Annotated in this window: 25 protein-coding genes; 10 read left to right on the forward strand and 15 right to left on the reverse strand. The window is 71.8% G+C overall.

From position 1 onward, the window contains the following. Positions 1–32: 32 nt before the first annotated feature. The gene (locus BFV98_RS15010; RefSeq protein WP_030270742.1) at positions 33–1,022 is read right to left on the reverse strand and encodes a 4-hydroxy-3-methylbut-2-enyl diphosphate reductase; all 990 of its coding nucleotides are present in this window, start codon (positions 1,020–1,022) and stop codon (positions 33–35) included. Between the two features lie 213 nt (positions 1,023–1,235). On the opposite strand from BFV98_RS15010, the gene xseA reads away from it, so the two are divergent. Both xseA and BFV98_RS15020 read left to right on the forward strand, forming a co-directional pair. Next, positions 1,236–2,402, forward strand: a complete 1,167-nt coding sequence (xseA, locus tag BFV98_RS15015) for an exodeoxyribonuclease VII large subunit (protein ID WP_071096792.1) — start codon at positions 1,236–1,238, stop codon at positions 2,400–2,402. 13 nt (positions 2,403–2,415) lie between these two features. Then, positions 2,416–2,628, forward strand: coding sequence for an exodeoxyribonuclease VII small subunit (locus BFV98_RS15020; protein ID WP_013284076.1), 213 nt, complete (start codon positions 2,416–2,418; stop codon positions 2,626–2,628). Between the two features lie 40 nt (positions 2,629–2,668). Here the strand turns inward: BFV98_RS15020 and BFV98_RS15025 are convergent, their stop codons facing one another. Beyond that, positions 2,669–3,508 (reverse strand): hypothetical protein, encoded by an 840-nt coding sequence (locus BFV98_RS15025; protein ID WP_013284075.1) that lies wholly within the window; start codon positions 3,506–3,508, stop codon positions 2,669–2,671. Between the two features lie 92 nt (positions 3,509–3,600). Continuing rightward, a complete protein-coding gene (locus BFV98_RS15030) occupies positions 3,601–4,290 on the reverse strand; it encodes a DUF4245 domain-containing protein (RefSeq protein WP_176921701.1) in 690 nt (229 codons plus the stop codon). Between the two features lie 147 nt (positions 4,291–4,437). Between BFV98_RS15030 and glpX the strand changes: the two genes are divergently transcribed. Next, a complete protein-coding gene (gene glpX, locus BFV98_RS15035; RefSeq protein ID WP_013284073.1) occupies positions 4,438–5,469 on the forward strand; it encodes a class II fructose-bisphosphatase in 1,032 nt (343 codons plus the stop codon). Beyond that, positions 5,466–6,446 carry a DMT family transporter gene (locus BFV98_RS15040; RefSeq protein ID WP_071096799.1) on the forward strand — a complete coding sequence of 327 codons (981 nt, stop codon included), beginning with the start codon at positions 5,466–5,468 and terminating at the stop codon, positions 6,444–6,446. The genes glpX and BFV98_RS15040 overlap by 4 nt, the downstream gene beginning before the upstream one ends. Here the strand turns inward: BFV98_RS15040 and BFV98_RS15045 are convergent. Continuing rightward, the gene (locus BFV98_RS15045) at positions 6,443–7,381 is read right to left on the reverse strand and encodes an NAD-dependent epimerase/dehydratase family protein (RefSeq protein ID WP_071096804.1); all 939 of its coding nucleotides are present in this window, start codon (positions 7,379–7,381) and stop codon (positions 6,443–6,445) included. The genes BFV98_RS15040 and BFV98_RS15045 overlap by 4 nt on opposite strands. Before the next feature lie 139 nt (positions 7,382–7,520). Here BFV98_RS15045 and BFV98_RS15050 point away from each other — a divergent pair, with 139 nt between their 5' ends. Continuing rightward, positions 7,521–8,207 (forward strand): TetR/AcrR family transcriptional regulator, encoded by a 687-nt coding sequence (locus BFV98_RS15050; RefSeq protein WP_013474022.1) that lies wholly within the window; start codon positions 7,521–7,523, stop codon positions 8,205–8,207. 12 nt (positions 8,208–8,219) lie between these two features. Here BFV98_RS15050 and BFV98_RS15055 read toward each other — a convergent pair whose 3' ends face one another. The 6 genes from BFV98_RS15055 to BFV98_RS15080 all read right to left on the reverse strand — a co-directional run bounded on the left by BFV98_RS15055 (position 8,220) and on the right by BFV98_RS15080 (position 13,468). Beyond that, complete coding sequence (locus BFV98_RS15055) at positions 8,220–9,188, reverse strand: NAD(P)/FAD-dependent oxidoreductase (RefSeq protein WP_047894184.1); 969 nt, start codon at positions 9,186–9,188, stop codon at positions 8,220–8,222. Positions 9,189–9,294: 106 nt separating this feature from the next. Continuing rightward, positions 9,295–9,951, reverse strand: a complete 657-nt coding sequence (locus BFV98_RS15060) for a rhomboid family intramembrane serine protease (protein ID WP_013284068.1) — start codon at positions 9,949–9,951, stop codon at positions 9,295–9,297. Between the two features lie 103 nt (positions 9,952–10,054). Next, positions 10,055–10,744, reverse strand: a complete 690-nt coding sequence (locus BFV98_RS15065; protein ID WP_030270729.1) for a transglycosylase SLT domain-containing protein — start codon at positions 10,742–10,744, stop codon at positions 10,055–10,057. Between the two features lie 233 nt (positions 10,745–10,977). Beyond that, on the reverse strand, positions 10,978–12,387 hold the full coding sequence (locus BFV98_RS15070; RefSeq protein WP_013284066.1) for a PhoH family protein: 1,410 nt from the start codon (positions 12,385–12,387) through the stop codon (positions 10,978–10,980). A 317-nt stretch (positions 12,388–12,704) separates the two neighbouring features. Continuing rightward, on the reverse strand, positions 12,705–13,130 hold the full coding sequence (locus BFV98_RS15075; protein WP_013284065.1) for a hypothetical protein: 426 nt from the start codon (positions 13,128–13,130) through the stop codon (positions 12,705–12,707). After that, on the reverse strand, positions 13,127–13,468 hold the full coding sequence (locus tag BFV98_RS15080; protein ID WP_013284064.1) for a hypothetical protein: 342 nt from the start codon (positions 13,466–13,468) through the stop codon (positions 13,127–13,129). The genes BFV98_RS15075 and BFV98_RS15080 overlap by 4 nt, the downstream gene beginning before the upstream one ends. 264 nt (positions 13,469–13,732) lie before the next feature. On the opposite strand from BFV98_RS15080, the gene BFV98_RS15085 reads away from it, so the two are divergent. The 3 genes from BFV98_RS15085 (at position 13,733) to otsB (ending at position 15,584) form a co-directional block, all read left to right on the forward strand. After that, positions 13,733–14,173, forward strand: a complete 441-nt coding sequence (locus BFV98_RS15085) for an XRE family transcriptional regulator (protein ID WP_013474018.1) — start codon at positions 13,733–13,735, stop codon at positions 14,171–14,173. Between the two features lie 163 nt (positions 14,174–14,336). Then, on the forward strand, positions 14,337–14,690 hold the full coding sequence (locus BFV98_RS15090) for a hypothetical protein (protein ID WP_013284062.1): 354 nt from the start codon (positions 14,337–14,339) through the stop codon (positions 14,688–14,690). A gap of 69 nt (positions 14,691–14,759) precedes the next feature. Beyond that, on the forward strand, positions 14,760–15,584 hold the full coding sequence (otsB, locus tag BFV98_RS15095; protein ID WP_013284061.1) for a trehalose-phosphatase: 825 nt from the start codon (positions 14,760–14,762) through the stop codon (positions 15,582–15,584). A gap of 145 nt (positions 15,585–15,729) precedes the next feature. Here the strand turns inward: otsB and BFV98_RS15100 are convergent, their stop codons facing one another. The 4 genes from BFV98_RS15100 to BFV98_RS15115 all read right to left on the reverse strand — a co-directional run bounded on the left by BFV98_RS15100 (position 15,730) and on the right by BFV98_RS15115 (position 20,523). Continuing rightward, entirely contained in the window at positions 15,730–16,500 is a 771-nt protein-coding gene (locus tag BFV98_RS15100) for an isoprenyl transferase (protein ID WP_071096806.1), read from the reverse strand. 31 nt (positions 16,501–16,531) lie between these two features. Then, positions 16,532–17,692, reverse strand: coding sequence for a geranylgeranyl reductase family protein (locus tag BFV98_RS15105; RefSeq protein ID WP_071096807.1), 1,161 nt, complete (start codon positions 17,690–17,692; stop codon positions 16,532–16,534). 91 nt (positions 17,693–17,783) lie between these two features. Further along, positions 17,784–18,641 carry a hypothetical protein gene (locus BFV98_RS15110; RefSeq protein WP_013474016.1) on the reverse strand — a complete coding sequence of 286 codons (858 nt, stop codon included), beginning with the start codon at positions 18,639–18,641 and terminating at the stop codon, positions 17,784–17,786. A gap of 40 nt (positions 18,642–18,681) precedes the next feature. Further along, on the reverse strand, positions 18,682–20,523 hold the full coding sequence (locus BFV98_RS15115; protein ID WP_013284057.1) for a phosphoenolpyruvate carboxykinase (GTP): 1,842 nt from the start codon (positions 20,521–20,523) through the stop codon (positions 18,682–18,684). A 490-nt stretch (positions 20,524–21,013) separates the two neighbouring features. On the opposite strand from BFV98_RS15115, the gene BFV98_RS15120 reads away from it, so the two are divergent. Then, complete coding sequence (locus tag BFV98_RS15120) at positions 21,014–21,550, forward strand: GtrA family protein (protein WP_013284056.1); 537 nt, start codon at positions 21,014–21,016, stop codon at positions 21,548–21,550. A 62-nt stretch (positions 21,551–21,612) separates the two neighbouring features. Next, positions 21,613–22,308, forward strand: coding sequence for a GtrA family protein (locus tag BFV98_RS15125; RefSeq protein ID WP_013474015.1), 696 nt, complete (start codon positions 21,613–21,615; stop codon positions 22,306–22,308). Positions 22,309–22,364: 56 nt separating this feature from the next. On the opposite strand, the gene BFV98_RS15130 is transcribed toward BFV98_RS15125, so the two are convergent. Beyond that, a complete protein-coding gene (locus BFV98_RS15130; protein WP_013284054.1) occupies positions 22,365–22,934 on the reverse strand; it encodes a PH domain-containing protein in 570 nt (189 codons plus the stop codon). Positions 22,935–22,968 lie beyond the last annotated feature (34 nt).

A 22,968-nucleotide genomic window follows, 5' to 3' on the forward strand; every position in this document is an offset into this window, starting at 1 on the left:
TTGGACGCGGCCGACGGCCGATCCGTTCCCGGTCAGCCGCGGGCCGCGGCGGCGGCCTTCATGTCGCGCTTGAGCTCCTGCGGCAACGAGAACGTCAGCCGCTCGTCGGCGGTGGTGATCTCCTCGACGTCGCCGAAGCCGCGCTCGGCGAGGTGCGCGAGCACCTGCTGGACCAGTTCGTCCGGCACGCTCGCGCCGGAGGTCACACCCACGGTCCGGGCGCCGGTCAGCCAGGCGTCCTCGATCTCGTGCGCGAAGTCGACCAGGTAGCCGGCGCGGGCCCCGGCGTCGAGCGCCACCTCGACCAGCCGGACCGAGTTCGAGGAGTTGCGCGAACCGACCACGATCACCACGTCGCACTCGGGGGCGATCTCCTTGACCACGTGCTGGCGGTTGGAGGTCGCGTAGCAGATGTCGTCGCTGGGCGGCGACTGGAGCAGCGGCAGCCGCTTCTTGAGCCGGGCCACCGTCTCCAGCGTCTCGTCCACCGACAGCGTGGTCTGGGACAGCCAGACCACCTTCTCCGGGTCGCGCACGGTGACCTTGTCGACCCCGTCCGGGCCGTCGACGAGCTGGATGTGGGCGGGCGCCTCACCGGCGGTGCCGATGACCTCCTCGTGCCCCTCGTGCCCGATGAGCAGGATGTCGTAGTCCTGCGCGGCGAACCGGCGGGCCTCGTGGTGGACCTTCGTGACCAGCGGGCAGGTGGCGTCGATCGCCCGCAGCGAGCGCTGCTTGGCCTGCTCGTAGACCTCGGGGGCCACGCCGTGGGCGGAGAAGATGACTGTGGCGCCCTCCGGCACCTCCTCGTTCTCCTCCACGAAGATCGCGCCCTGGGCCTCCAGCGTGCGCACCACGTGCTTGTTGTGCACGATCTGCTTGCGCACGTAGATCGGCGCGCCGTAGAGCTTCAGCGCCTCCTCGACGGTCTGCACCGCCCGGTCCACACCCGCGCAGTAGCCGCGGGGGTTGGCCAGGAGCACGCGCTTGCCGGTCCGGGGAGTCGTCTCAGCGTCAGTCACCCGCCCATCGTACGTGCCGCCCTCCCGCGCGGCAGCGGCCGCGAGGCGCACGCGGGTGCTGTCGGTCCCGGGCCGTAGGGTGGGCGGGTGAGCGCGGGCGAGGAGGGGCGGAGCACGTCTGACGGGCAGAGCAGGTCGGACGGGCAGAGCAGGTCGGACGGGCAGAGCAGGTCGGACGGGCGCAGCACGGCCGAGGAGCCGTGGCCGGTCCGGGTGGTCAGCCAGAAGGTGGGCGCCTGGATCGCCCGCCTGGGCTGGGTCTGGGTCGACGGCCAGGTGGCGCAGATCAGCCGCCGCCCCGGCGCGAGCACCGTCTTCCTCACGTTGCGCGACCCGTCGGCCGATCTCAGCCTGACCGTCACCACCAACCGCGACGTGCTGGACGCGGGCGCGCCGGAGCTGCGCGAGGGTGCCCGGGTGGTGCTGCACGCCAAACCCGAGTTCTACGCCGCGCGGGGCACGCTCAGCCTGCGGGCCGACGAGATCCGCCAGGTCGGCCTCGGTGAGCTGCTGGCCCGGCTGGAGAAGCTCAAGAAGCTGCTCGCCGCCGAGGGCCTGTTCGACCGGTCCCGCAAGCGGCGGCTGCCGTTCCTGCCGGGCCGGGTGGGCCTGATCACCGGCCGAGCCTCGGCGGCCGAGCGGGACGTGCTGACCAACGCCCGCCGCCGCTGGCCCGCCGTCGACTTCCGCACGATCAACGTGGCGGTGCAGGGGCCGAGCGCGGTGCCGGACATCGTCGGGGCGCTCAAGGTGCTCGACGCCGACCCGGCCGTCGACGTGATCGTCATCGCCCGGGGCGGCGGGGGCATCGAGGATCTGCTTCCCTTCTCCGACGAGGCGCTGTGCCGGGCGGTCTTCGCCTGCCGCACGCCGGTGGTCAGCGCGATCGGCCACGAGACGGACGCGCCGCTGCTCGACTACGTGGCCGACGTCCGCGCCTCCACCCCGACCGACGCGGCGAAGCGCATCGTGCCGGACCTGACCGAGGAGACCCGGCTCATCGGCCAGGCCCGGTCCCGGCTGGAACGGGCAGTGCGTCACCTGGTCGACCGGGAGCAGCACCGGATCGACCTGCTGCGCTCCCGCCCGGTGCTGGCCCGGCCGCAGGTGATGGTCGAGCAGCGGGCGGTGGACGTGTCCGCGCTGCGCGACCGCGCCGGCCGGTCCCTGGAGCATCGGCTGCGGGCCGCCACCGACGACCTGCGGCACACGCTGGCCCGGCTGCGCGCGCTGTCCCCGGCGGCCACGCTGGAGCGCGGCTACGCGATCGTGCAGCGCGCCGACGGCCACGTCGTCCGCGCGGCCTCCGAGGTGGCCAAGGGCGATCCACTGCGGGTACGCCTCGCCGAGGGCGAGCTGACCGCCACCGTCGACGGCTGAGGGAAGAGAGACGATGACCGGGACGAAGCAGGACGAACAGCTCAGCTACGAGCAGGCCCGCGCCGAGCTGGCCTCGGTGGTGGAGAAGCTGGAGGCGGGCGGCACCTCGCTGGAGGAGTCGCTGGCCCTCTGGGAGCGCGGCGAGCAGCTCGCCGGGGTGTGCCAGCGCTGGCTGGACGGCGCCCGCGCCCGGATCGACGCCGCCCGCCAGCGCGCCGAGGAGTGACGGTGGGATTCGGCGCGATCGCCGAACCCCACCGCAGACCTCAGTTGAACAGGTTGTACAGCTCGGCGGGGGCCTCGACGACCTGGTCGGCCGAGGGCTTCTGGGCCGGCGCCGCGTTGCCGTAGTCGGTGTAGGTGATCTTCAGGTCCTGCGCGGCGCTCTGCCCGGCGGCCGGGATCTTGAGCACCATCTCGCTGAGCCGGCCCTGGGTGTCGACCTTGGCGGTGAACGGCACCGACTGGGCCTGCGCCCCGAGCGCGGTGATCACGGCCGGGTCGAGCGAGCCCGCCTCGGCGGCCTTCGACACGTCGACGGTGCCCTCGTACGCGCCCTCGCCGGTCTGCCGTACCTCGGTGATGCCCTGGGTGAGCACGGCGCTGCCGGCCGGGTCGAGCTTCTCGAAGTCGAAGCCCAGCGCCCGGTTGCCCTTGACCCGGTTCTGGTCGAGGTGGTGGTACTTGCCGGTGTTGAGGTTCTTCACGCCGGGGATCTGCGCCGCAGCGGTTCCGCCGAGTTCCAGCTTGACCCAGCTGTCCGGCTTGGCGTGGATCAGGTCCAGCTTCATCATCAGGTCCGACGACGGGTCGCCGATGGTCATCCGCATGTCGGCGCTCTGGCTCGGCTCGTGCACCTGCCCTTCGGCGGTGGAGCCCGCGCCGGTCATGGAGAACTTGAAGTTCCCCTCACGGATCGCGTTCGTGGAGTCGAGCAGAGCCTGCTTGGCCGCGCTGCTGGACGCCGTGGCGCTCGGTGCGACGCTGCCGGAGGCGCTCGGGGTCGCGGAGGCGTCGGACGTCGTCCCGTTGCCGTTGCAGGCCGCCAGGCCGGGAATGAGCAGCGCCGCGGCGAACGCGGTGGCGCTGAAGCGTCGAATCTTCACGTCAACCTCTCCAGGTGGGTCGTCCGGGCTCGATGTCCCTTCTGTTCCCGGAAGCGGGGTTCCGCAATCCCGCGTCACCCGGAGGGAGGACGTCAGCGCAGCGACGTGGCGAGCTTGCGCAGCTCCGTCTCCCCCGCGTCACCGACAACGATCACCGTACGGTTCGGCTCCAGCAGGACGAGCGCCTGCTCGTTGCCGCGTGCCGTGTAGCGCTGCCAGCTCAGCCCGCCGGGCAGGTCGGCCGCGCCCTGCGGCTGCCCCTCGGTCAGCTCGGCCGGCAGCAGCTTCTCCGCCGGAACGTTGCTCTCCACGAGCTGCGCGCCCCGGCCCTCCGGGGTCACGTACCCGATCCGCAGCGTCGAGCCGTCCGCCTCGGTCCGGAAGCGGGCGTTGACCGTACGCCAGTCGTCGCCCAGCCCGGTCGGCTCGCTGACCGGGAAGGCGTTCGCGGAGCGGGCCTGCTCCAGCGCGGGCGCCGGGTCGACTGTGACCGGCGAGTCGCCGCCGAGGAAGCCCCGGTAGAAGGCGAGCAGCAGCGCGATCGGGACCAGCAGGATCAGCAGGGACAGCGCCATGTCCTTCGGCGACCGCTCGGAGCGGGCCTTCTCCTTGCCCGCCGGCGGCGCGGGGGTGTCCACCGCGGGGGCCAGCTCGCCCCGGTCCGCGACGAGCGCGGGCTGACCCTCGGACGGGGCCGGGGCGCCATCCGGTCGGACCGGCGGCTGGCCCTCCGGCGGGGTGGCGTCGGTCGGTGTGCGGTCGGCAGGCTGTGCGGCTTCCACCCGGCCATTGTCGCAGCCCACCGGGTGACGTGATCCTGGCCTCCTCCGCCCCGCCGGGACGGCGAACCTGAGATCGTGTGAGGATCAGCGACAAAACCGGCGGCGGTGGCCGCCGGTCCCACCCCGCAACGTCGCGAGGAGGCCGCCATGACAACCACCAGGACGCGGACGCCCCAGGATCTCGACCGCAACCTCGCCCTCGATCTGGTCCGGGTCACCGAGGCCGCGGCGATGGCCGCCGGCCGCTGGGTCGGCCGGGGCGACAAGGAAGGCGGCGACGGCGCAGCAGTCGACGCCATGCGAAAGCTGATCAACTCGATCCCGATGCGCGGCGTCGTGGTGATCGGCGAGGGCGAGAAGGACAACGCCCCCATGCTGTTCAACGGCGAGGAGGTCGGCGACGGGACCGGCCCCGAGGTGGACGTGGCGGTCGACCCGATCGACGGCACCACGCTGATGAGCAAGGGCATGCCGAACGCGCTGGCGGTGCTCGCGGTCGCCGAGCGCGGCGCGATGTTCGACCCGAGCGCCGTCTTCTACATGGAGAAGCTGGCGGTCGGCCCGATGTACGCCGACGTGGTGGACATCAACGCCGGGGTGGCCGAGAACATCAACCGGATCGCCAAGGTCAAGGGCACCGACGCCGCCGAGGTGACCGTGTGCGTGCTGGACCGGTCGCGCCACGACGACCTGATCAAGCAGATCCGGCGTACCGGTGCCGGGATCCGGCTCATCTCCGACGGGGACATCGCGGGCGCCATCGCGGCGGCCCGCGGCGAGTCGGACGTGGACGTGCTGATGGGCATCGGCGGCACCCCGGAGGGCATCACCGCCGCGTGCGCGCTCAAGTGCATGGGCGGCATGATGCAGGCCAAGCTCTGGCCGAAGGACTCCGACGAGCGTCGCAAGGCGCTGGACGCCGGGCACGACCTGGACCGGGTGCTGTTCACCGACGACCTGGTCACCGGCGACAACTGCTTCTTCGTGGCCACCGGTGTCACCTCCGGCGACCTGCTGCGCGGTGTGCGCTACCGCTCCGGCGGCGCGTACACCCAGTCGATCGTGATGCGCTCCAAGAGCGGCACCATCCGGGTGATCGACTCGTACCACCGCCTGGAGAAGCTCGCCCTCTACTCGGCTGTCGACTTCGACGGACGCCCGCTGGCCGAGCAGGAGTGAGCCGGACCGGGACGGCGGCACCACCGGCACCGCAGACGCTGTCGACCGGGCGACGTGTCGCCGGTGTCGGGTTGGCCACCGCCTCGGGCGTGATGGTCGCCGTGCAGTCCCGGATCAACGGTGAGCTGGGCGTACGCCTGGCCGACGGGATCGCCGCCGCGGTGGTCTCGTTCGGTGTGGGCCTGCTGATCCTGCTGGTGCTGGTCCCCGCCACCCCCGGTGGCCGGCGGGGACTGGCCGCCCTGCGCGGCGCGCTGCGCTCCGGCGCGCTGCGGCCCTGGCAGTGCCTGGGCGGCGTCTGCGGCGCGTTCCTGGTGGCGACGCAGGGGCTGACCATCGGCGCGCTCGGCGTCGCGGTCTTCACCGTCGCGGTGGTGGCCGGGCAGTCCGGCAGCAGCCTGCTCGTCGACCGGGCCGGCATCGGCCCGGCCGGCCGGCAGCCGGTCACCCCGAACCGGCTGATCGGCGCGGTGCTCACTGTGCTCGCCGTCCTGCTGGCGGTGGGCGACCGCCTCGGCGACCCGCAGGCGCTGGCGCTGGCCCTGTTGCCGCTGGCGGCGGGGGTGGGCATCGCCTGGCAGCAGGCGGTCAACGGTCGGGTCCGGGCGGCGGCGGGCAGTGCCATGACCGCCACGCTCGTGAACTTCACAGTCGGTACGGCGGCGCTGCTCGTCACCTTCGCGGTGGACCTGGCGGTACGCGGACGGCCGGCAGGCGCGTTCCCGGACGAGCCGTGGCTCTATCTCGGCGGCCCGCTCGGGATCGTGTTCATCGCGCTGGCCGCCGCCCTCGTCCGGTTCACCGGGGTGCTGCTGCTCGGCCTGGCCACGATCGCCGGGCAGATCGTCGGTGCGGTGCTGCTGGACCTGCTGCTGCCCACCGCCGCCTCGCACCCCGGCCTGGACACGCTGCTCGGCGCGACGCTGACTCTGGTCGCGGTGCTCGTCGCCGCCTTCGGCCCGACCCGCCGCCCTTAGCGGGCGGCGGCGGGCGCGGCGGCGCGCAGGCCGGTCACCATCTCGTCGACGACCCGGTCCAGCGGCGTCCCCTCGATCCCGAACGTCTCGCTGGCTGCGGTGGAGTCCATCACGAACGGCCCGGCGAACTGGTGCGCGGTCTCCCGCATCTCCCGGGCGAACGGGTCGGCCAGACCACCGAGCCAGAGCACCGGGTAGGGCATCCGGGTCAGCCGGGGCGCCGGCGCCCCGGCCCGCTTCGCCGCCCGCTCGGCGAGCGCCCGCATGGACATCGGGGGCGCGCTGGGCACGTGCCAGGCCCGTCCCCAGGCGCGCGGGTCGGTGGCGGCGGCGACGAGGGTACGGGCCACGTCCCCCACGTACGTCCAGGTGTGCGGCGCGTCCCAGGCGACCGGCAGGAACACCCGCTGCCCGGCGAGCACCTTGGGCAGCACCATCATGGGCAGCGAGGTGCCGCCGAGGCCGATGTAGTCGGAGCCGCGTACCTCGGTGACCCGGGCCCGGCCGGCGCGGTGGGCGGCCAGCGCGTCGGCCCACATCCGGTTGCGGACGCGGCCCTTGACGCCGGTGGCGGCGAGCGGGGTCGCCTCGGTCATCGGGGCGTCGACCGGGCCGTACCCGTAGAGGTTGCCGACTGTGGCGAGCACGGCGCCGCTGCGCTCGGCGGCGGTGAGCAGGGCGGCGGCCAGCGGCGGCCAGTCCGTCGGCCACGTGTGGTACTGCGGGTTGGCGCAGTTGTGGAGCGCGTCCGCGCCCTCGGTCAGCGCGGCGAGCCGGTCCGCGTCGGCGGCGTCGGCGGCCACCCGCTCGATCGCCGGGTGCTCGGGGCCGGTGCCGCGCCGGGTGACCACCCGCACCCGCTCGCCGCGTTCGGCGAGGAGGCGGGCGGTGGCGGTGCCGACGGGGCCGGCGCCGACGATCACGTGCAGTGCCATGACAGGTCCACCTTCACTGAAGCAGTAATTCGAATCGAGAGCACCGCTCTCGGAACAGAGCATGACTCACGGAAGCGGCGCAAGTCAAGAGCAGTGCTCTCTCTTTTGATTGCTGCTCTCGTCGTGGCAGAGTGGGGACATGGTCGCTCCCTCGCTCCGCGCCCGGGTCCGCGCCGGGATGATCGAAGAGATCAAGACGGTCGCCCGCCGCCACCTGGACACCGACGGCGCGAACCTCTCCCTGCGCGCTGTGGCCCGCGACCTCGGCATGGTCTCCTCGGCGATCTACCGCTACTTCCCCAGCCGCGACGACCTGCTCACCGCGCTGATCCTGGAGGCGTACGACGCGCTCGGCGACGCGGTGGAGGCGGCCGACGCCGCCGCCGACCAGGCCGACCTGCGCGGACGCTGGCTCGCCGCCTGCCGGGCCGCCCGCGCGTGGGCGCTCGACCACCCCGCCGAGTACGCGCTGCTCTACGGCAGCCCGGTGCCCGGGTACGCGGCCCCGGACGACACCGTCGTGCCGGCCCAGCGCCCTCCGGTGACCCTGGTCGGCATCCTGCGCGACGGCCTGGCCTCCGGCCGGCTCGCCCCGCCCGACGAGGATCTGCCCGAGCCGCTGCGCGGCGACGTGGCCGAACTGGTCGAGCTGATCGGGATGGACGTGCCGCCCGCGCTGCTGGCCCGCGGCATGGCCGGCTGGACCCAGTTGTTCGGGCTGATCAGCTTCGAGCTGTTCGGCCGGATCAACCGGGCGCTGCCGCACCGCGACGAGTACTTCGACCACCAGATCGGCCTGATGGCCGACCTGGTCGGCCTGCCCTGACGCCGGTCGGCGTCAGGTGCCGTCGGAGGAGTGACCCGGGAACAGGTGCGCGGTCGGGTCGATGACGACAGCCGCGTTGTTGACGGCGGTGGCGGCCTCACCGAAGCCGGTGGCGATCAGGCGGACCTTGCCCGGGTACTCGGTGATGTCCCCGGCCGCGAACACCCGGGGCAGGTTGGTGGCCATCGCGCTGTCCACCACGATGTGCCGGCGGTCGAGCTTCAGCCCCCACTCGGCGAGCGGGCCGAGGTCGGCGGTGAAGCCGAGCGCGGCCACCACGGTGTCCACCGGCAGGGTCTCCACCTCGCCGCCGCGTACGGTCAGCTCGGCGCCGGTGACGGTCTCCTCGCCGTAGAGCCGGCTCACCTCGGCGTTCACCACGATCCGCACCGGCAGCGCGCGGACACGCTCGATGGTGGCCGCGTGCGCCCGGAAGCGGTCCCGCCGGTGCACAAGCGTCACCGACCGGGCCAGCGGGGCGAGCGTGGCCGCCCAGTCGAACGCCGAGTCGCCGCCGCCGACGATGAGCACGTGCCGGTCGGTCAACTCGGTGGGCTGCGGCACGAAGTAGACGATCCCACCGCCGGTGAAGCTCTCCGCGACCGGCAGCGGCCGGGGCGTGAAGCTGCCGAGCCCACCGGTGACCAGCACCGCGCCGCAGCTGAGCTGCTCACCGCCGGCGAGGCCGAGCACCGGCCGGCCGTCCAGGTAGGACAGCTTCTCCGCGCGTACGCCGAGCCGGTAGTCGGGACGGAACGGCGCGGCCTGGGCGACCAGGTTCGTGACCAGCTCGCGGCCCTTGATCGCGGGGAAGCCGGCGACGTCGAGGATCAGCTTCTCCGGGTACATCGCGGTGACCTGACCGCCCGGCTCGGGCAGCGCGTCGATCACCGACACGGAGAGTCCACGGAAACCGGCGTAATAGGCGGCGAAGAGCCCGGCGGGACCGGCCCCGATCACGGCGACATCGACCTCGCGCATGGCGTACCGTCACTTTCCGCTTCGGGATCACCCCGTGCTGATGCGGAAACGGTAGGCGGGCAGGTGGCCGCGGGCAAGGACGTCCCGCGGTTCGATCAACGCGCCGTCAGGGCAGCGTCATCCTCGGTGAGCCGAGGCGGTCGGACTCGCCGGTGTCGTTGCGGCGGCGGAACAGGATCGCCGCGACCACGCCGCCGAGCAACCCGAACAGGTGGCCCTGCCAGGAGATGCGCTCGTCGGTCGGCAGGATGCCGAGCAGTTGCCAGCCGTAGAGCAACCCGACCAGCAGGCCGACGGCGAAGTTCCACCAGCTCCGCTCCACCACGCCCCGGGTGAGCAGGATGCCGAGGTAGCCGAAGATCACGCCGCTGGCACCGACCACCACCGAGTTGGGTGAGCCGGTGAACCAGACGCCCAGACCGCTGACCAGGATGATGACGGCGGTGGACCAGAGGAACCGGCGGGTGCCGGCGGCGAGCACGAACGTGCCGAGCAGGATCAGCGGGATGCTGTTGCTGTAGAGGTGGTTCCAGCCGGCGTGCAGGAACGGCGAGAAGAAGACGCCGTCCAGGCCCTGGAGCCGCTGCGGGATGATGCCGGCGGTGTAGTCGAGGCCGAGTCGCAGGCCGACGTCGAGCGCCTCGATGAGGAACAGCACCGGGACGACCGCGCACATGGCGACGAAGGCCCGGCCGAGCGCCGCATAGAACGCGTCGGTGCCGAACCGGTAGGGGTCGCCACTGGGGCCGCCGTGCCAGGTCACCTACCAAGAGCTATCAGCAAATGCGGCAGGCCGCCAGTCGGACGGCGGTACGACGACGGCGGGACACCCGGGTCTGTCCGCGTGTCCCGCCGTCGTGGTGATGTCAGTACCAGCCCGAACTCTGCGACTTCTGCCAGGCGCCGCAGGGGGTGTCGTACCGGCCCTTGATGTAGCCGAGACCCCAGGTGATCTGGGTCGCCGGGTTGGTCTTCCAGTCGTCGGCGACCGAGGCCATCTTGCTGCCCGGCACCGCCTGCGGGATCCCGTACGCCCCGGAGGAGCTGTTGGAGGCCTTCGGGTTCCAGCCGCTCTCCTTGGTCCAGAGCTTGTCCAGACAGGGGAACTGGTCGATGCCGAAGCCCTTGTCGAGCATGATGGCGCAACCGATCTTCCGGTTGCCGCTGTACTCAGCGCACGAGGACGGGATCGGGCCGTCGTACGGCTTGGCCTTCGCCTCCGCCTCCTCCTCGGCCGCGGCCCGCTCCTTCTTGCGGGTGGCGGCGGCCGCCTCGGCCTTCCTGGCCCGCTCGGCGGCCTCCTTCGCCGCCGCGGCGGCACGCAGCTTCGCCTGGTACTCGGCGGCACGCTGCCGGGACGAGTCCACGCGGTGGTCGGACAGCCGGTCGCGCTGGTACGCGTACTCCGTCTGGTCGACCTTCAGGCCGACCTGCGCGGTCAGGCCCTGCTGCTGGGTCTGTCGATCCTCGCCCAGATAGAAGCCGCCGGCGACGCCCACGGAGAGCAGCGCGACAGCGGCCGTACGGGCGCCGAACCGGCTCCACAGCCGACTCACGAAGTTTCCCTTCGTCGGGGGCAGGGACACGGCACGCGCATGGCCGGGTCGAGTCACGCCGGGTGCCGTGAGCGCACCGGTACCGGTGTGACTCCGGGCCGTGTCCGGCTCCCGAGTGGTAGGTGACGCTCGATGGACACCATTGCGCACAGTGAGGCCGGTGGGAAATGGCCGGGCTCAAAAGTGATCTGCGTCACCCTAAAAATGCGGACAAAGTAGGGCAAAAGCGGCGCTCAGCCGGGGATGTCCTCCAGCAGGTCGGTGACCATGGCGGCGATCGGAGAACGCTCCGATCGGCTGAGCGTGACGTGCGCGAAGAGGGGATGCCCCTTCAGCGCCTCGATCACCGCCGTCACCCCGTCGTGCCGGCCGACCCGCAGATTGTCCCGCTGGGCCACGTCGTGGGTGAGCACCACCCGCGACCCCTGGCCGATGCGCGACAGCACGGTGAGCAGTACGCCCCGCTCCAGCGACTGCGCCTCGTCCACGATGACGAACGCGTCGTGCAGGCTCCGGCCGCGGATGTGGGTCAGCGGCAGCACCTCCAGCAGCCCGCGCGAGGTGACCTCCTCCAGCACGTTCTCGTGCACCACCGAGCCGAGCGTGTCGAAGACCGCCTGCGCCCAGGGCGACATCTTCTCCGACTCCGACCCGGGCAGGTAACCGAGTTCCTGGCCGCCGACCGCGTACAGGGGGCGGAACACGATCACCTTCTTGTGCCGGCGCCGCTCCATCACCGCCTCCAGGCCGGCGCAGAGCGCCAGCGCGGACTTGCCGGTGCCGGCCCGCCCACCGAGCGACACGATGCCGATGGACTCGTCCAGCAGCAGGTCGAGTGCGACCCGCTGCTCCGCCGAGCGCCCGTGCACACCGAACGCCTCCCGGTCGCCCCGGACCAGCCGGATCGTCTTGTCGGGCAGCACCCGGCCCAGCGCCGAGCCCCGCCCGGAGTGCAGCACCAGGCCGGTGTGGCAGGGCAGGCCCGCCGCGGCGTCGACGTCGAGCGTCTCGCCCGCGTACAGCCGGCCGATCTCCTCCTCGGCCAGGTCCAGCTCGGCCATCCCGGTCCAGGTCGGGTCGCTGGCCTGACCGTGCCGGTACTCGTCGGCGCGCAGGCCCACCGAGGCCGCCTTCACCCGCAGCGGCATGTCCTTGCTGACGAGCGTGACCTCACGCCCCTCGGCGGCCAGGTTGAGCGCCACGGACAGGATGCGCGCGTCGTTCGACTCGTTGCGGAAGCCGGGCGGCAGCACCCCGTCGTCGGTGTGGTTCAGCTCCACCCGCAGCGTGCCGCCCTGGTCGTTGGCGGGCACCGGGCGGTCCAGCCGGCCGTGCCGCACGCGCAGCTCGTCCAGCATGCGCAGCGACTGGCGGGCGAACCAGCCCAGCTCGGGGTGGTGTCGCTTGCCCTCCAGCTCGGAGATCACCACCAGCGGCAGCACCACCTCGTGCTCGGCGAAGCGGTGGAAGGCCGCCGGGTCGGACAGCAGGACCGAGGTGTCCAGGACGAAGGCCGGGCCGGCTGGTCGGGGCTCCTCGGCCTCCGCGGCGGCGGCGCCGCGGCGGCTGCGGGTGGTCCGGCGGGTCGGGGCGGTCGAGGCCGGGGTCTGCTCGGCTCCGGCGGGGGTACGGCGAGTGGTCACAGGCCTGCTCCGCGGATGGGCACCCGGCCACCCGAGTTCCGCCTCTTCCGGTGCCCGGAGGACACGGGGTCGGATGCGGGCCCCGTGCGCGAGGACGCAGGTCCGGGCTGTCCGGCTGGCCCGGGAAAACCCCGTGCCATGCCTAGACGCTAATCGCACCGGGGCCGCGGGGCTAGAGGTGCGCGTGGATCATCGTTCGGTCTTCGCCGGACGTACACCCGTTCGAGTGACCGGCGGACCGGAACCGGCCGGGATGCATGCCCCCTGCGCGCACCCCGGCCGGTCGTCCACTGCGGCGCCGCGACGCGGCGCGGGCCTCAGCCCTGGCGGCGCACCAGCGTGCCGGCCCGCGGTCCGGCGCCGGCCGCGCCGAACGACGATCCGGTGTACGTGGTGCCCACCCGGCCGACGGCGCCGAGCTGGGCCGTGGCGGTGACGCGGACGGCCGGGGCCGAGCCGGGCCGGGCGGCGACCGCTGCGGGTACGGAGGTGCCGCCGAACGGCACGGCCGAGCGCCCGGCCGAGGTCACCACGGTCGGGCCGGGACCGGACAGCGCCGAGGCGATCGCCGCCTGGGCATCTCGCCGACGGCGGTTCCAGGCGCCCCGGTCACCGTCGAAGTAGCCCTGGCGGTAACCGAACCGGTAGCCGATGCGGTAGCTGAGCTGACCGTGCAGGCGCCCGGCCGCGTAGCACGTGGAGCCGAGCAGGAGAACGAGCACCACGGCGAGAAAGGGGGTCATCGCTCGTCCGCCCCGGGCAGCGGGTCGACCACCAGCAGGCGCTCCAGATCGTCGGTGCTGACCTCCTCAACCAGCTCCACGCTGATCCGGCAGCCGTCGAGGATCACCTCGGCCACCGACGCCCGGCGGATCTCCCCGCCGGAGTCGTAGACCCGCACGCTCAGCTCCGGGCAGCCGAGATGGGTCCGCCAGGCGTCCCACTCCCCCCGGTCGCCGACGCTGAGTGAGAGATACCGGCACCCGCGGGCGAGATAGAGACGCCAGGGGGCGCTCAGCCCGGCGGACACTCCGTCCGCGATCAGCCCGAAAGCCTGGGCACGTGTCGCGAGCTCGGTCACGAAACCCCCTCGGCACCCGCGGAGTGACGCATGTGAGCACTCGTCGTCTCAAGCACGTGACACACCGTAAGTTGTCTCATGAGCGTGACAGTATCAGCTTTTCAGGCCTTTGCCGCCGTACTCGTGTCCATCTATTCTGCCCGGGTGACACCCCTCACGAGCAGCACTGGATCGTTTACCGGGAATCCCGGATCATCGTCACGTCAGCGTGACAGCAGCGCGCCGAGCCGTCCTCTAGGGACCGACTGGCCGTACCGTCACGGGGTGACCGAGACGACCAACGCACGGAAGATCGCGTTCGCCACCTTCGTCCGGCGCGCGCTCGACGACGCCCGCGCACTGCGGGCCTGGAGCGGCACCGAGGTCTCCCGGCGCACCGGCGTCTCCCGCCAGACCATCAACCGATGGGTACGCGGCGACTGGGCCAGCGACCCGGAGGCGGAACGGGTGGTCGCCTTCTGCGAGGGGCTGGGGCTGGACCCCGCCGCCGCGTTCACCGCGCTCGGCTGGGACCGGGCCGCCGGACCGCGTACCGCGCCGACCCCGCCCCCGATGGACCCGGACGTGGAGGCGCTGCTGCGCCGGCTGGTCGATCCGAACGTCTCCGACGCGGAGAAGTTCCACATTCGAGAAACCATTCGTTACCTCGCATATCGCCCGACTCTGCCGGGCGGTGTCCGAAATAGGGGTAAACAAGCCGGGTAGTTCCTCAGATGGCGAAAGAACGGAAGGTCGGACCCGATCGTTTCGCCTCGGGGACGGATCGGACCCGCTAGCGTCCACGTTTGTACTGCTAGGGGCTCGTCATCGGCGGGGGGACGGGACACAGCCGAACCCAGCCCTGCGGGACAGAAGGAGGGGTCTGTCCATGACCCTGAAATGGTTGGCAGTCGTGGTCGCGGTGGTGTCGCTGACATCGTGCGTGACCGGCAACGTGGTGGTCGGCGTACTGGACGGCGGGCAGCTTCCCCTGGTCGTCAACCTCTTCGCGCTCACCACGGCCGGCACCGCGGTGATCCTCGCCGTCGTCGCCGAGCTGCACGATCGGCTCAACGACCGGGTCAGCGCGCTCACCGAGTTCCTGGTGGCGCGGCTCAACGAGATCGAGGCGCACACCGGCGACCGCAACACCGGCTTCGTGGAGGGCTACCTGCTCAGCCACGGGCAGGAGGCGGCCGTGGTGCCGTTCGGTCGCCGGGGACGAGGAGCCGCCGAACGCTGATCCCCACGTCGTTCCGACGTCACATCTCGGCCACGAATACGCCGCCCGGCGCGGGGTACGCTGACGCGCGTGCCGCCGTTGAATCTGGGCAACCAGCAGCCGAAGACCCCGTTGAACGCGGAGCACGCCTGGCGTGCGACCGCTGACCGCGCGGGTGACGTCGTCCTCTTCTTCGACTTCGACGGCACACTGGCGCCCGTCGACGACGACCCCACGGCCGTACGGCCCGCGCCCAACGTGCTCACCGCGCTGGAGGCGCTCGCCCCGCACGTCCGCCGGATCGCCATCGTCTCCGCCCGCCCGGTGGACTTCCTGCGTGACCACCTCGGCGGCCTCGCCGGCATCGACCTGTACGGGCTATACGGCCTGGAGCACAGCCACTCCGGCGGCGAGACGGTCACCGAGCCGGCCGCCCTGCCGTGGGTGCCGACCATGTCGGAGCTGGCCGAGCAGGCCCGCGCCGAACTGCCGCCCGGCGCGCTCGTCGAGTTCAAGCGGCTCTCCGTGGCGCTGCACTGGCGTACCGCCCCGCAGCTCGGCGACCTGGTGCAGGAGTGGGGCCGGGCCCAGGCCGAGCGGCTGGGCCTGCGCGCCCAGCCGGGCCGGATGGTGCTGGAACTGAAGCCCCCTGTCGACCGGGACAAGGGCATGGTGATCGGCGAGACGGTCCGGGACGCCGGTGGCGCCTGGTACTTCGGCGACGACGTCTCCGACATCAAGGCGTTCGCCGCGCTGCGCGCCCGCGCCGCCGCCGATCCCGACTTCCTCGGTGTCTGCGTCGCCGTCGCCAACCCGGAGACCGGTCACGAGGTGGCCGACGCCGCCGACCTGACTCTGGACTCCCCGGCCGCCCTGGCCGACTTCCTCACCGCCGCCCTGCCCCACCTCCGCTGACACCCCCGCCCCCGCCCCCGCGGTTTCTCCCCCGCGATCTTGCACTTGCCGCCCCGGCAAAGCAGGGCAAAAGCCCCGCCCTCGGGGCCGAAAGTGCAAGATCGCCGGGGCGAGGGCGGCGGGTGGGGCGGTGGGGGCGAGGGGGTCAGGTGCCGAAGCGGCGCTGGCGGGTGGCGTAGGAGCGCAGGGCCCGCAGGAAGTCGACCTTGCGGAAGTCGGGCCAGTTCAGCTCGCAGAAGTAGAACTCCGAGTGCGCGCTCTGCCAGAGCATGAAGCCGGAGAGCCGCTGCTCGCCACTGGTCCGGATGATCAGATCCGGGTCCGGCAGCCCCTTCGTGTAGAGGTGCTCGGAGATGTGGTCGACGTTGATCGAGGTGGCCAGCTCCTCGATCGTGCCGCCGTTCGCCGCGTGCTCCACCAGCAGCGAGCGGACCGCGTCGGCGATCTCGCGCCGCCCGCCGTACCCGACCGCGATGTTGACCTGAGCCCCGCCGTCGCGGTCGCGGGTGCGTTCCTCGGCGGCCTTGAGCGCGGCGGCGTGCTGCGCCGGCAGCACGTCGAGCGCGCCGACCATCCGCAGCCGCCAGGGGTTGTCCTCCTCCGCCAGCTCGGTGGTGAGGTCCTCGATGATCTGGAGCAGCGGGTCCAGCTCGGCGGCCGGGCGGGACAGGTTGTCGGTGGAGAGCAGCCAGAGTGTGACGTGCCCGACGCCTGCCGCGTCGCACCAGCGGAGCAGCTCCTTGATCCGCTCGGCGCCCATCCGGTGGCCGTCGTTCGGGTCGACGAAGCCCATCTCCCGGGCCCATCTGCGGTTGCCGTCGCACATCACGCCGACGTGTGCGGGTACGGGCTTGCCCGCGAGCTTCGCCGTCAGCCGGCGCTCGTACACGGAGTAGAGGAGTTTCCGCAGAGTCATCACCTTGCAGGGTAGCGACCCGCGGGAGAGATCAGTGTCTCGGTGGCATATCACCTGACTGTGCACCGGTCCGGCGTGGTCGCGGCAGGTCCGCCCCGATCGCCATCAGGGTGCGCGCGTCCAGCCGGCCGTCACCGAGTCCCAGCTCCACCACGGTGCGGTAGACGCGTTCGTCCCGCCGGGCCGCGCCGACCACCGCGTCGACCACCCGGCGCCGCCGGGCCAGCCACGCCGCCACCGAGCTGTGCCGCAGGTGGGTGCCGAGCCGGGCGCGCAGCGCGGCGGCGTACGCCCGGGCGGCCCCGGCCGGGGAGCCGGCCGCCGCCGCGCCGGCGAGCGCTCCGGAGCGCAGCGCGTAGAAGATGCCCTCGCCGGTGAACGGGTTGATCAGCGACAGCGCGTCCCCGGCCAGCACCACCCTGCCCCGGCCGGGCGCGGGCCGGTGGGTGGACAGCGGCAGGTGGTGGGCCCGCAGGTCGGTCACCGTGGCCGCGTCGACGTCCGGGAGCAGCGCGGCCATCCGGTCCAGCAGGTGCGCGCGGGTCAGTGGCTCGCCGCGCAACACCTCCCCGTACCCGACGTTCGCGCGACCGTCGCCGATCGGAAAGGCCCAGGCGTACGCGGGCCAGCGCGCCGCCGAGGTGACGATGAGCTGTTCGGGCGGCCCGGCCGGTGTGGGCGCGTAGCCCCGGATGGCGAGCGCCAGGTGCCGGTCCGGGTTGACCGGATGACCGAGCGCGCGCCGCACCACCGATCCGGCGCCGTCAGCACCGACCACCGCCCGCGCGGACAGCTCTCCGTCGAGCAGCACCCGGTCGGCGCCGATCTCCACCCGGCGTACGGTGTGCCGCCGCAACTCCGCGCCGGCCGCCACCGCCGCTGCAACCAGGCGTGCGTCGAACACCTCGCGGGGCACCGTGTACGCGGGCCGGGGCAGCGTCCGGGCGACGGTGCCGCCACCGGGGCCGACCAGGCGCAGCGCGGGCAGTGGCGCGTAGCCGTCGACCGCCCCGGTCACGCCCAGCTCGGCGAGGACGTCCAGCGCGTGCGCGGCGATACCGTCTCCGCACGCCTTGTCGCGGGGAAAGTCGGACCGGTCGAGCAGCAGCACCCGCGCCGCCCCGGCCCGCCGCGCGCCGAGCGCGGCGGCCGCTCCGGCCGGCCCCGCCCCCACCACCACGACGTCCCACACCCTCTCATCCTGCCCCGCCGCACCCCGCCCCGGGCGACGATCATGAGGTTGACGGCAGCGACGGAGATCGAATCCGCCGCCAACTTCATGGTCAACCGAGCGAGGGCGGGGTGCGGGTGGCGCGGTGCAGGGAGTAGAAGGTGAGGGCCGCCGCCGTGACCAGGGGGGCGCCGTCGCGGATCAGGCCGTCGGTGCCGAGCAGCCACCAGCACAGCGGCAGGTCGATCGCCAGGACGCCGAGTGTGACCACTACCAGCGCCCGGCGCGCCCATGCCCGGTCGCGCAGCAGGAAGGCCGTGCAGAACAGCACGGCGTAGCTGACCGCGATGCCGGCGCCGAACCAGAAGATCAATGCCGGTACGGCGGCCAGCCGCCCGTCCAGTACGGCGCCGGTCGCGACGAGCGCCGGCACCAGCATCAGCGGGCTGTAGGTGAACGCCGCGACCCGGGCGGTGAGCAGCCAGCCGTTCGCCTGCGGGCGCTTCGGCGCCATCTCCCGCCAGGCGATCGTCCCGCCCTCGACGACCAGGCCCTTGCGGTGCCGGACCAGGTGCGCGCGGATCGCTTCGGAGCGGTAGAGCAGCACCACCACGGCGACGCAGAGCGCGGTGAGCACGGCGAACCCGACCAGGCCCGGCAGCGCGGGCACCCCCTGCCGGGGCACGATCAGCCGCCCGACCGCGAAGATCGTGGTCACGGCCAGGATCAGCCCGAACGGCCGCGCACCCACCCGGCCCTTGTTCACCTGCCCGATCAGCAGCAGGAAGCCGAGCGACCGGAGCATCGCCCAGCCGGTGCGTACGGCCAGACCGAACTCCTGCTCCGGGGCGTACCAGTAGTTGAGCAGCTCGACCACGACGGTGGCCGCCGCGGTCACGGCGAGCAGCGTGGTGAGCGCCCGGACGGCGGACGGCCGCCGGACCTCGACAGGTTCAGCGGCCGTCCTCATGGCATCCGATGTTGCCCGGCGGGGGCAACAGGCACACCTGTTACTTCTGCGGCTCCGCGTCCAGCCGGGCGCGCAGCGCGTCCAGCTCGGCCCAGAGCACGCCGGGGAGCTTGTCCCCGAACTTCTCGAACCACTCGGTGACCAGCGGCAGCTCGTTGCGCCACTCGTCCGCGTCGACCTTCAGCGCGATCCGGACGTCCTCCGGGGTCATGTCCAGACCCTCGACGTCGAGCGCGTCCTGCGCCGGCACCATGCCGATCGGCGTCTCCACGGCCTCGGCCCGGCCCTCCAGCCGCTCGATGACCCACTTGAGCACGCGGGAGTTCTCGCCGAAGCCCGGCCAGAGGAAGTTGCCCTCGGCGTCCTTGCGGAACCAGTTCACGTAGTAGATCTTGGGCAGCTTGGCCTCGTCGCCGTCCGCGCCCTTGCCCATCTCGATCCAGTGCCGGAAGTAGTCGCCGGCGTTGTAACCGATGAACGGCAGCATGGCCATCGGGTCGCGGCGGACCACGCCGACCGCGCCGGAGGCGGCGGCGGTCGTCTCCGAGGAGAGCGTGGCGCCCATGTAGACGCCGTGCACCCAGTCGCGGGCCTCGGTGACCAGCGGGATGGTGTCCCGGCGGCGGCCACCGAACAGGATCGCGTCGATCGGCACGCCGTTCGGGTCGTAGTAGTCGTCGGCCAGGATCGGGCACTGCGTGATCGGCGTGCAGAAACGGCTGTTCGCGTGCGAGGAGAGGCTCTCGCTCTCCGGCGTCCAGTCGTTGCCCTTCCAGTCGATCAGGTGCGCCGGCGGCTCACCCATGCCCTCCCACCAGATGTCGCCGTCGTCGGTGAGCGCCACGTTGGTGAAGATGGAGTTGCCCCGGTCCAGCGTCCGCATGGCGTTGGCGTTGGTCTTCCAGTCGGTGCCGGGTGCGACGCCGAACAGGCCGTACTCGGGGTTGATCGCGTAGAGGCGGCCGTCCGCGCCGAACCGCATCCAGGCGATGTCGTCGCCGATGGTCTCGACCTTCCAGCCCGGGATGGTCGGCTCCAGCATGGCGAGGTTGGTCTTGCCGCAGGCCGACGGGAAGGCGCCGGCGATGTGGTAGACCTTGCCCTCGGGCGAGGTGATCTTGAGGATCAGCATGTGCTCGGCGAGCCAGCCCTCGTCGCGCCCCATCACGCTGGCGATACGCAGCGAGTAGCACTTCTTGCCGAGCAGCGAGTTGCCGCCGTAGCCGGAGCCGTACGACCAGATCTCCCGGGTCTCCGGGAAGTGCGAGATGTACTTGGTCTCGTTGCACGGCCACGCCACGTCCTGCGCACCCGGCGCGAGCGGGGCGCCGATGGAGTGCAGCGCGTGCACGAAGTCGGCGTCGTCGCCCATCGCCTCCAGGATCGACGACCCCATCCGGGTCATGATCCGCATCGAGGCGACGACGTACGGGCTGTCGGTGATCTCCACGCCGAACATGGGGTTCTCGGCCTCGACCGGGCCCATGCAGAACGGGATGACGTACATGGTGCGCCCGCGCATGCTGCCGCGGTACAGCTCCGTCATCGTCCGCTTCATCTCGGCCGGCGCCATCCAGTTGTTGGTGGGGCCGGCGTCCGCCTCGTCGACGGAGCAGATGAAGGTGCGCTCCTCCACCCGGGCGACGTCCGTGGGGTCGGTACGCGCGTAGAACGAGTTGGGCTTCTTCTCGGGATTGAGGCGGATCAGGGTGCCGTTCTCGACGAGTTCGTCGGTGAGGCGGCGCCACTCCTCATCAGACCCGTCCACCCAGACCACACGGTCCGGGGTGGTCAGTTCCGCGACCTCACGTACCCAGGCGAGCAGCTTGGGGTTGGACGTCGGGGCCTGATCGATACCCCGAACAGCAGCCGGAGCAACCATGTCACTTCTCCTTGTGGTCGACGCTGACCGATCTATGGGGTGCACGAGTTCCGGCGGGCTGGTACGCCGCCTCGTGGAAACCTGGGATTGGGCTCAGCGTAAACCGGACTGCCTCGTCAGTCAGTGGGACTGGTTGTGAAGAACTGCACAAGGTACGGCCACGCTGCGGCATCACGATCTGATACCCGCTTTCGCGCGCAGTTTCACGCAAATCCTGCGGTGAACCTTCGACGGCCGGGTCCGGCACCGAGTGACCGCGACGCCCGATCGCGTTGAAGCGTACGAACATGTCGCGAAAGACGATTCCGTGATGCGCTCCACAGATTCGCACAGCGCGTTACGCTCTGCTCACGGACATCGAGAACGGGCGACGCCTCTCCGACCCCGGCAGCCCGAGCGCGACGGCCGCGGCGAAGCCGTCGTGGCCGACTCGCCGTTGCAGTCCGCCCGGTTACCGCGCAACCGGTACTCTCGGCGGGTGGCCGCGACGATGACCGGAGACCAACCGGGGGCTCCGCAGACCCGCCGGGGTCCGATCGGAGCACTGCTCGACCGTTTCGGTCACCTCATCCACGAGCTGAGCAAGTTCGCCACCGTCGGCGGCCTGGCCTTCGTCGTGGACTTCATCCTCTTCAACTACCTGTCCAGCGGCCGGGACATGGCACCGCTGGCCGCGAAGACCATCTCCACGGTGATCGCCGCGACCGTCGCCTTCCTCGGCAACCGGTTCTGGACGTGGCGGCACCGGCAGCGGTCGAACCCGGCCCGCGAGTACGCGCTGTTCTTCTTCTTCAACGCGGTCGGCCTCGGCATCGCGGTGGCCTGCCTGGCGATCAGCCACTACGGGCTGGGCGCGATCTGGCCCGCGGTGTTCCAGACCCCCCTCGCCGACAACATCGCCAGCTTCGTCGTCGGCACCGGCCTGGGGACACTCTTCCGGTTCTGGTCGTACCGACGGTTCGTCTTCGTCGAGGCGGGAACACCTCCCGTTCCGGCAACGAGCCACGACCGAGAGTCCGGGGCGTGACGAACCGCCCATCCCGACCCGCCGGGCCCAGCCGGCCCAGCCAACTGCCTAAGGTGTTCCGCATGCCTGGAGTCCGTCTGCTGCCCGAGCGCTGGCAGAAGTTCATCCACGAGGCGCTCAAATTCGGCATCGTCGGCGGCATCAACACCGTCATCAATTACGCGGTGTTCAATGCGCTGGCACTCACGGTTTTCCGTGACGGTCAGCTGAAGGCGACAGTGATCGCGACGATTGTCGCCACGATCACGTCGTATCTGATGAATCGTCACTGGACGTACCGTGATCGACCGAAATCGGCACTCCGGCGCGAATACGTCCTGTTCTTCCTCTTCAACGGCGCGGGTCTGCTCATCGAACTCGGCGTCCTGGCCCTGGCCAAGTACGGCCTCGGCGTACACGGCCTGCTCGCGCTGAACGTCGCCAAGACCATCGGTGTCCTGCTGGCCACGCTGTTCCGCTTCTGGTCGTACCGCACGTTCGTCTTCCAGCCGGTACCCAAGCACGCCGAGGAGACCTGGCACTCGGTGCCGCGTGACGAGTGGGACAACGTCGCCGAGATGGACCCGGTGGCCGAGCTGGCCGAGTCGGTCAGCGAGCTGGAGGAGGAGGAACCAGCTCCGGGCGCCGGCCGGGTGGCCGACTTCCCGCCACCGCGTGGCCGCCCCGCACCGGCGGACGCCGGACTGGGTGGCGCGCTCGGCGCCGACCTGGACGCCGAACTCGCCGCGGAACTCCAGCCCCGCCGCGCCCGCCGCTGAACGACGAGAGGCCGGCACCCCTGACACGGGGTGCCGGCCTTTTCCGTCGGTCAACGTCAGGGCTGGTCGCGCAGGGCCTTGCCCTCGGTCATGTCGGCCAGGATCTCGCGCATCTCGCCGTCACCCAGGCTGTGCTTGTCGTGGTGCGCCTCGACCAGCTCGTAGAGCTTCGTCTGAACCTTGTCCACGCCCGGCACGTCGTGCAGCACCGACTGGCCGCGCTCACCCGCCGACTCGATGGTCAGCGTGCCGCAGCCGAGCAGCCGCTCCACGAAACGCTGGTGCATGGCGTGGTCGTTGATCCGGGTCAGCGGCAGGTCCCGCCGGTTACGCGACAGCACCCCCTGCTGGAGCAGCACCCGCTCGTTGGTGAACAGGTAGTGCGTGGTGCGCCAGACCAGGAACGGCCACAGACCCAGCCACAGCACCAGTGCCAGGCCGACCACCGCGATCGCGTAGAGCGCGATCGTGCCGCCGCTGCCGTCGGGCAGCAGGAGCCACCCGGCGACGACCGCCGCGACGGCGAGCACGAGCACCAGGACCGGCCGGATCAGGGCCTTCCAGTGCGGGTGCAGGTGCAACACGACGTGCTCGTCCTCGGTGAGCACGTCTTCGGGGAACGCCACGGCTGAACCTCCTCGCAGAACCGGACGCGCTGAC

Origin of the sequence: Micromonospora sp. WMMB235, from assembly GCF_001855515.1 — a bacterium.
GTDB lineage: Bacteria > Actinomycetota > Actinomycetes > Mycobacteriales > Micromonosporaceae > Micromonospora > Micromonospora aurantiaca.

Coding starts and splice junctions, on each gene's coding strand:
- BFV98_RS15120 (WP_013284056.1), top strand. CDS start 21,014: ATGACCGGAGACCAACCGGGGGCTCCGCAGACCCGCCGGGGTCCGATC.
- BFV98_RS15055 (WP_047894184.1), bottom strand. CDS start 9,188: ATGCGCGAGGTCGATGTCGCCGTGATCGGGGCCGGTCCCGCCGGGCTC.
- BFV98_RS15020 (WP_013284076.1), top strand. CDS start 2,416: ATGACCGGGACGAAGCAGGACGAACAGCTCAGCTACGAGCAGGCCCGC.
- BFV98_RS15100 (WP_071096806.1), bottom strand. CDS start 16,500: ATGACTCTGCGGAAACTCCTCTACTCCGTGTACGAGCGCCGGCTGACG.
- BFV98_RS15125 (WP_013474015.1), top strand. CDS start 21,613: ATGCCTGGAGTCCGTCTGCTGCCCGAGCGCTGGCAGAAGTTCATCCAC.
- BFV98_RS15115 (WP_013284057.1), bottom strand. CDS start 20,523: ATGGTTGCTCCGGCTGCTGTTCGGGGTATCGATCAGGCCCCGACGTCC.
- BFV98_RS15045 (WP_071096804.1), bottom strand. CDS start 7,381: ATGGCACTGCACGTGATCGTCGGCGCCGGCCCCGTCGGCACCGCCACC.
- BFV98_RS15090 (WP_013284062.1), top strand. CDS start 14,337: ATGACCCTGAAATGGTTGGCAGTCGTGGTCGCGGTGGTGTCGCTGACA.
- BFV98_RS15110 (WP_013474016.1), bottom strand. CDS start 18,641: ATGAGGACGGCCGCTGAACCTGTCGAGGTCCGGCGGCCGTCCGCCGTC.
- glpX (WP_013284073.1), top strand. CDS start 4,438: ATGACAACCACCAGGACGCGGACGCCCCAGGATCTCGACCGCAACCTC.
- BFV98_RS15050 (WP_013474022.1), top strand. CDS start 7,521: ATGGTCGCTCCCTCGCTCCGCGCCCGGGTCCGCGCCGGGATGATCGAA.
- BFV98_RS15075 (WP_013284065.1), bottom strand. CDS start 13,130: ATGACCCCCTTTCTCGCCGTGGTGCTCGTTCTCCTGCTCGGCTCCACG.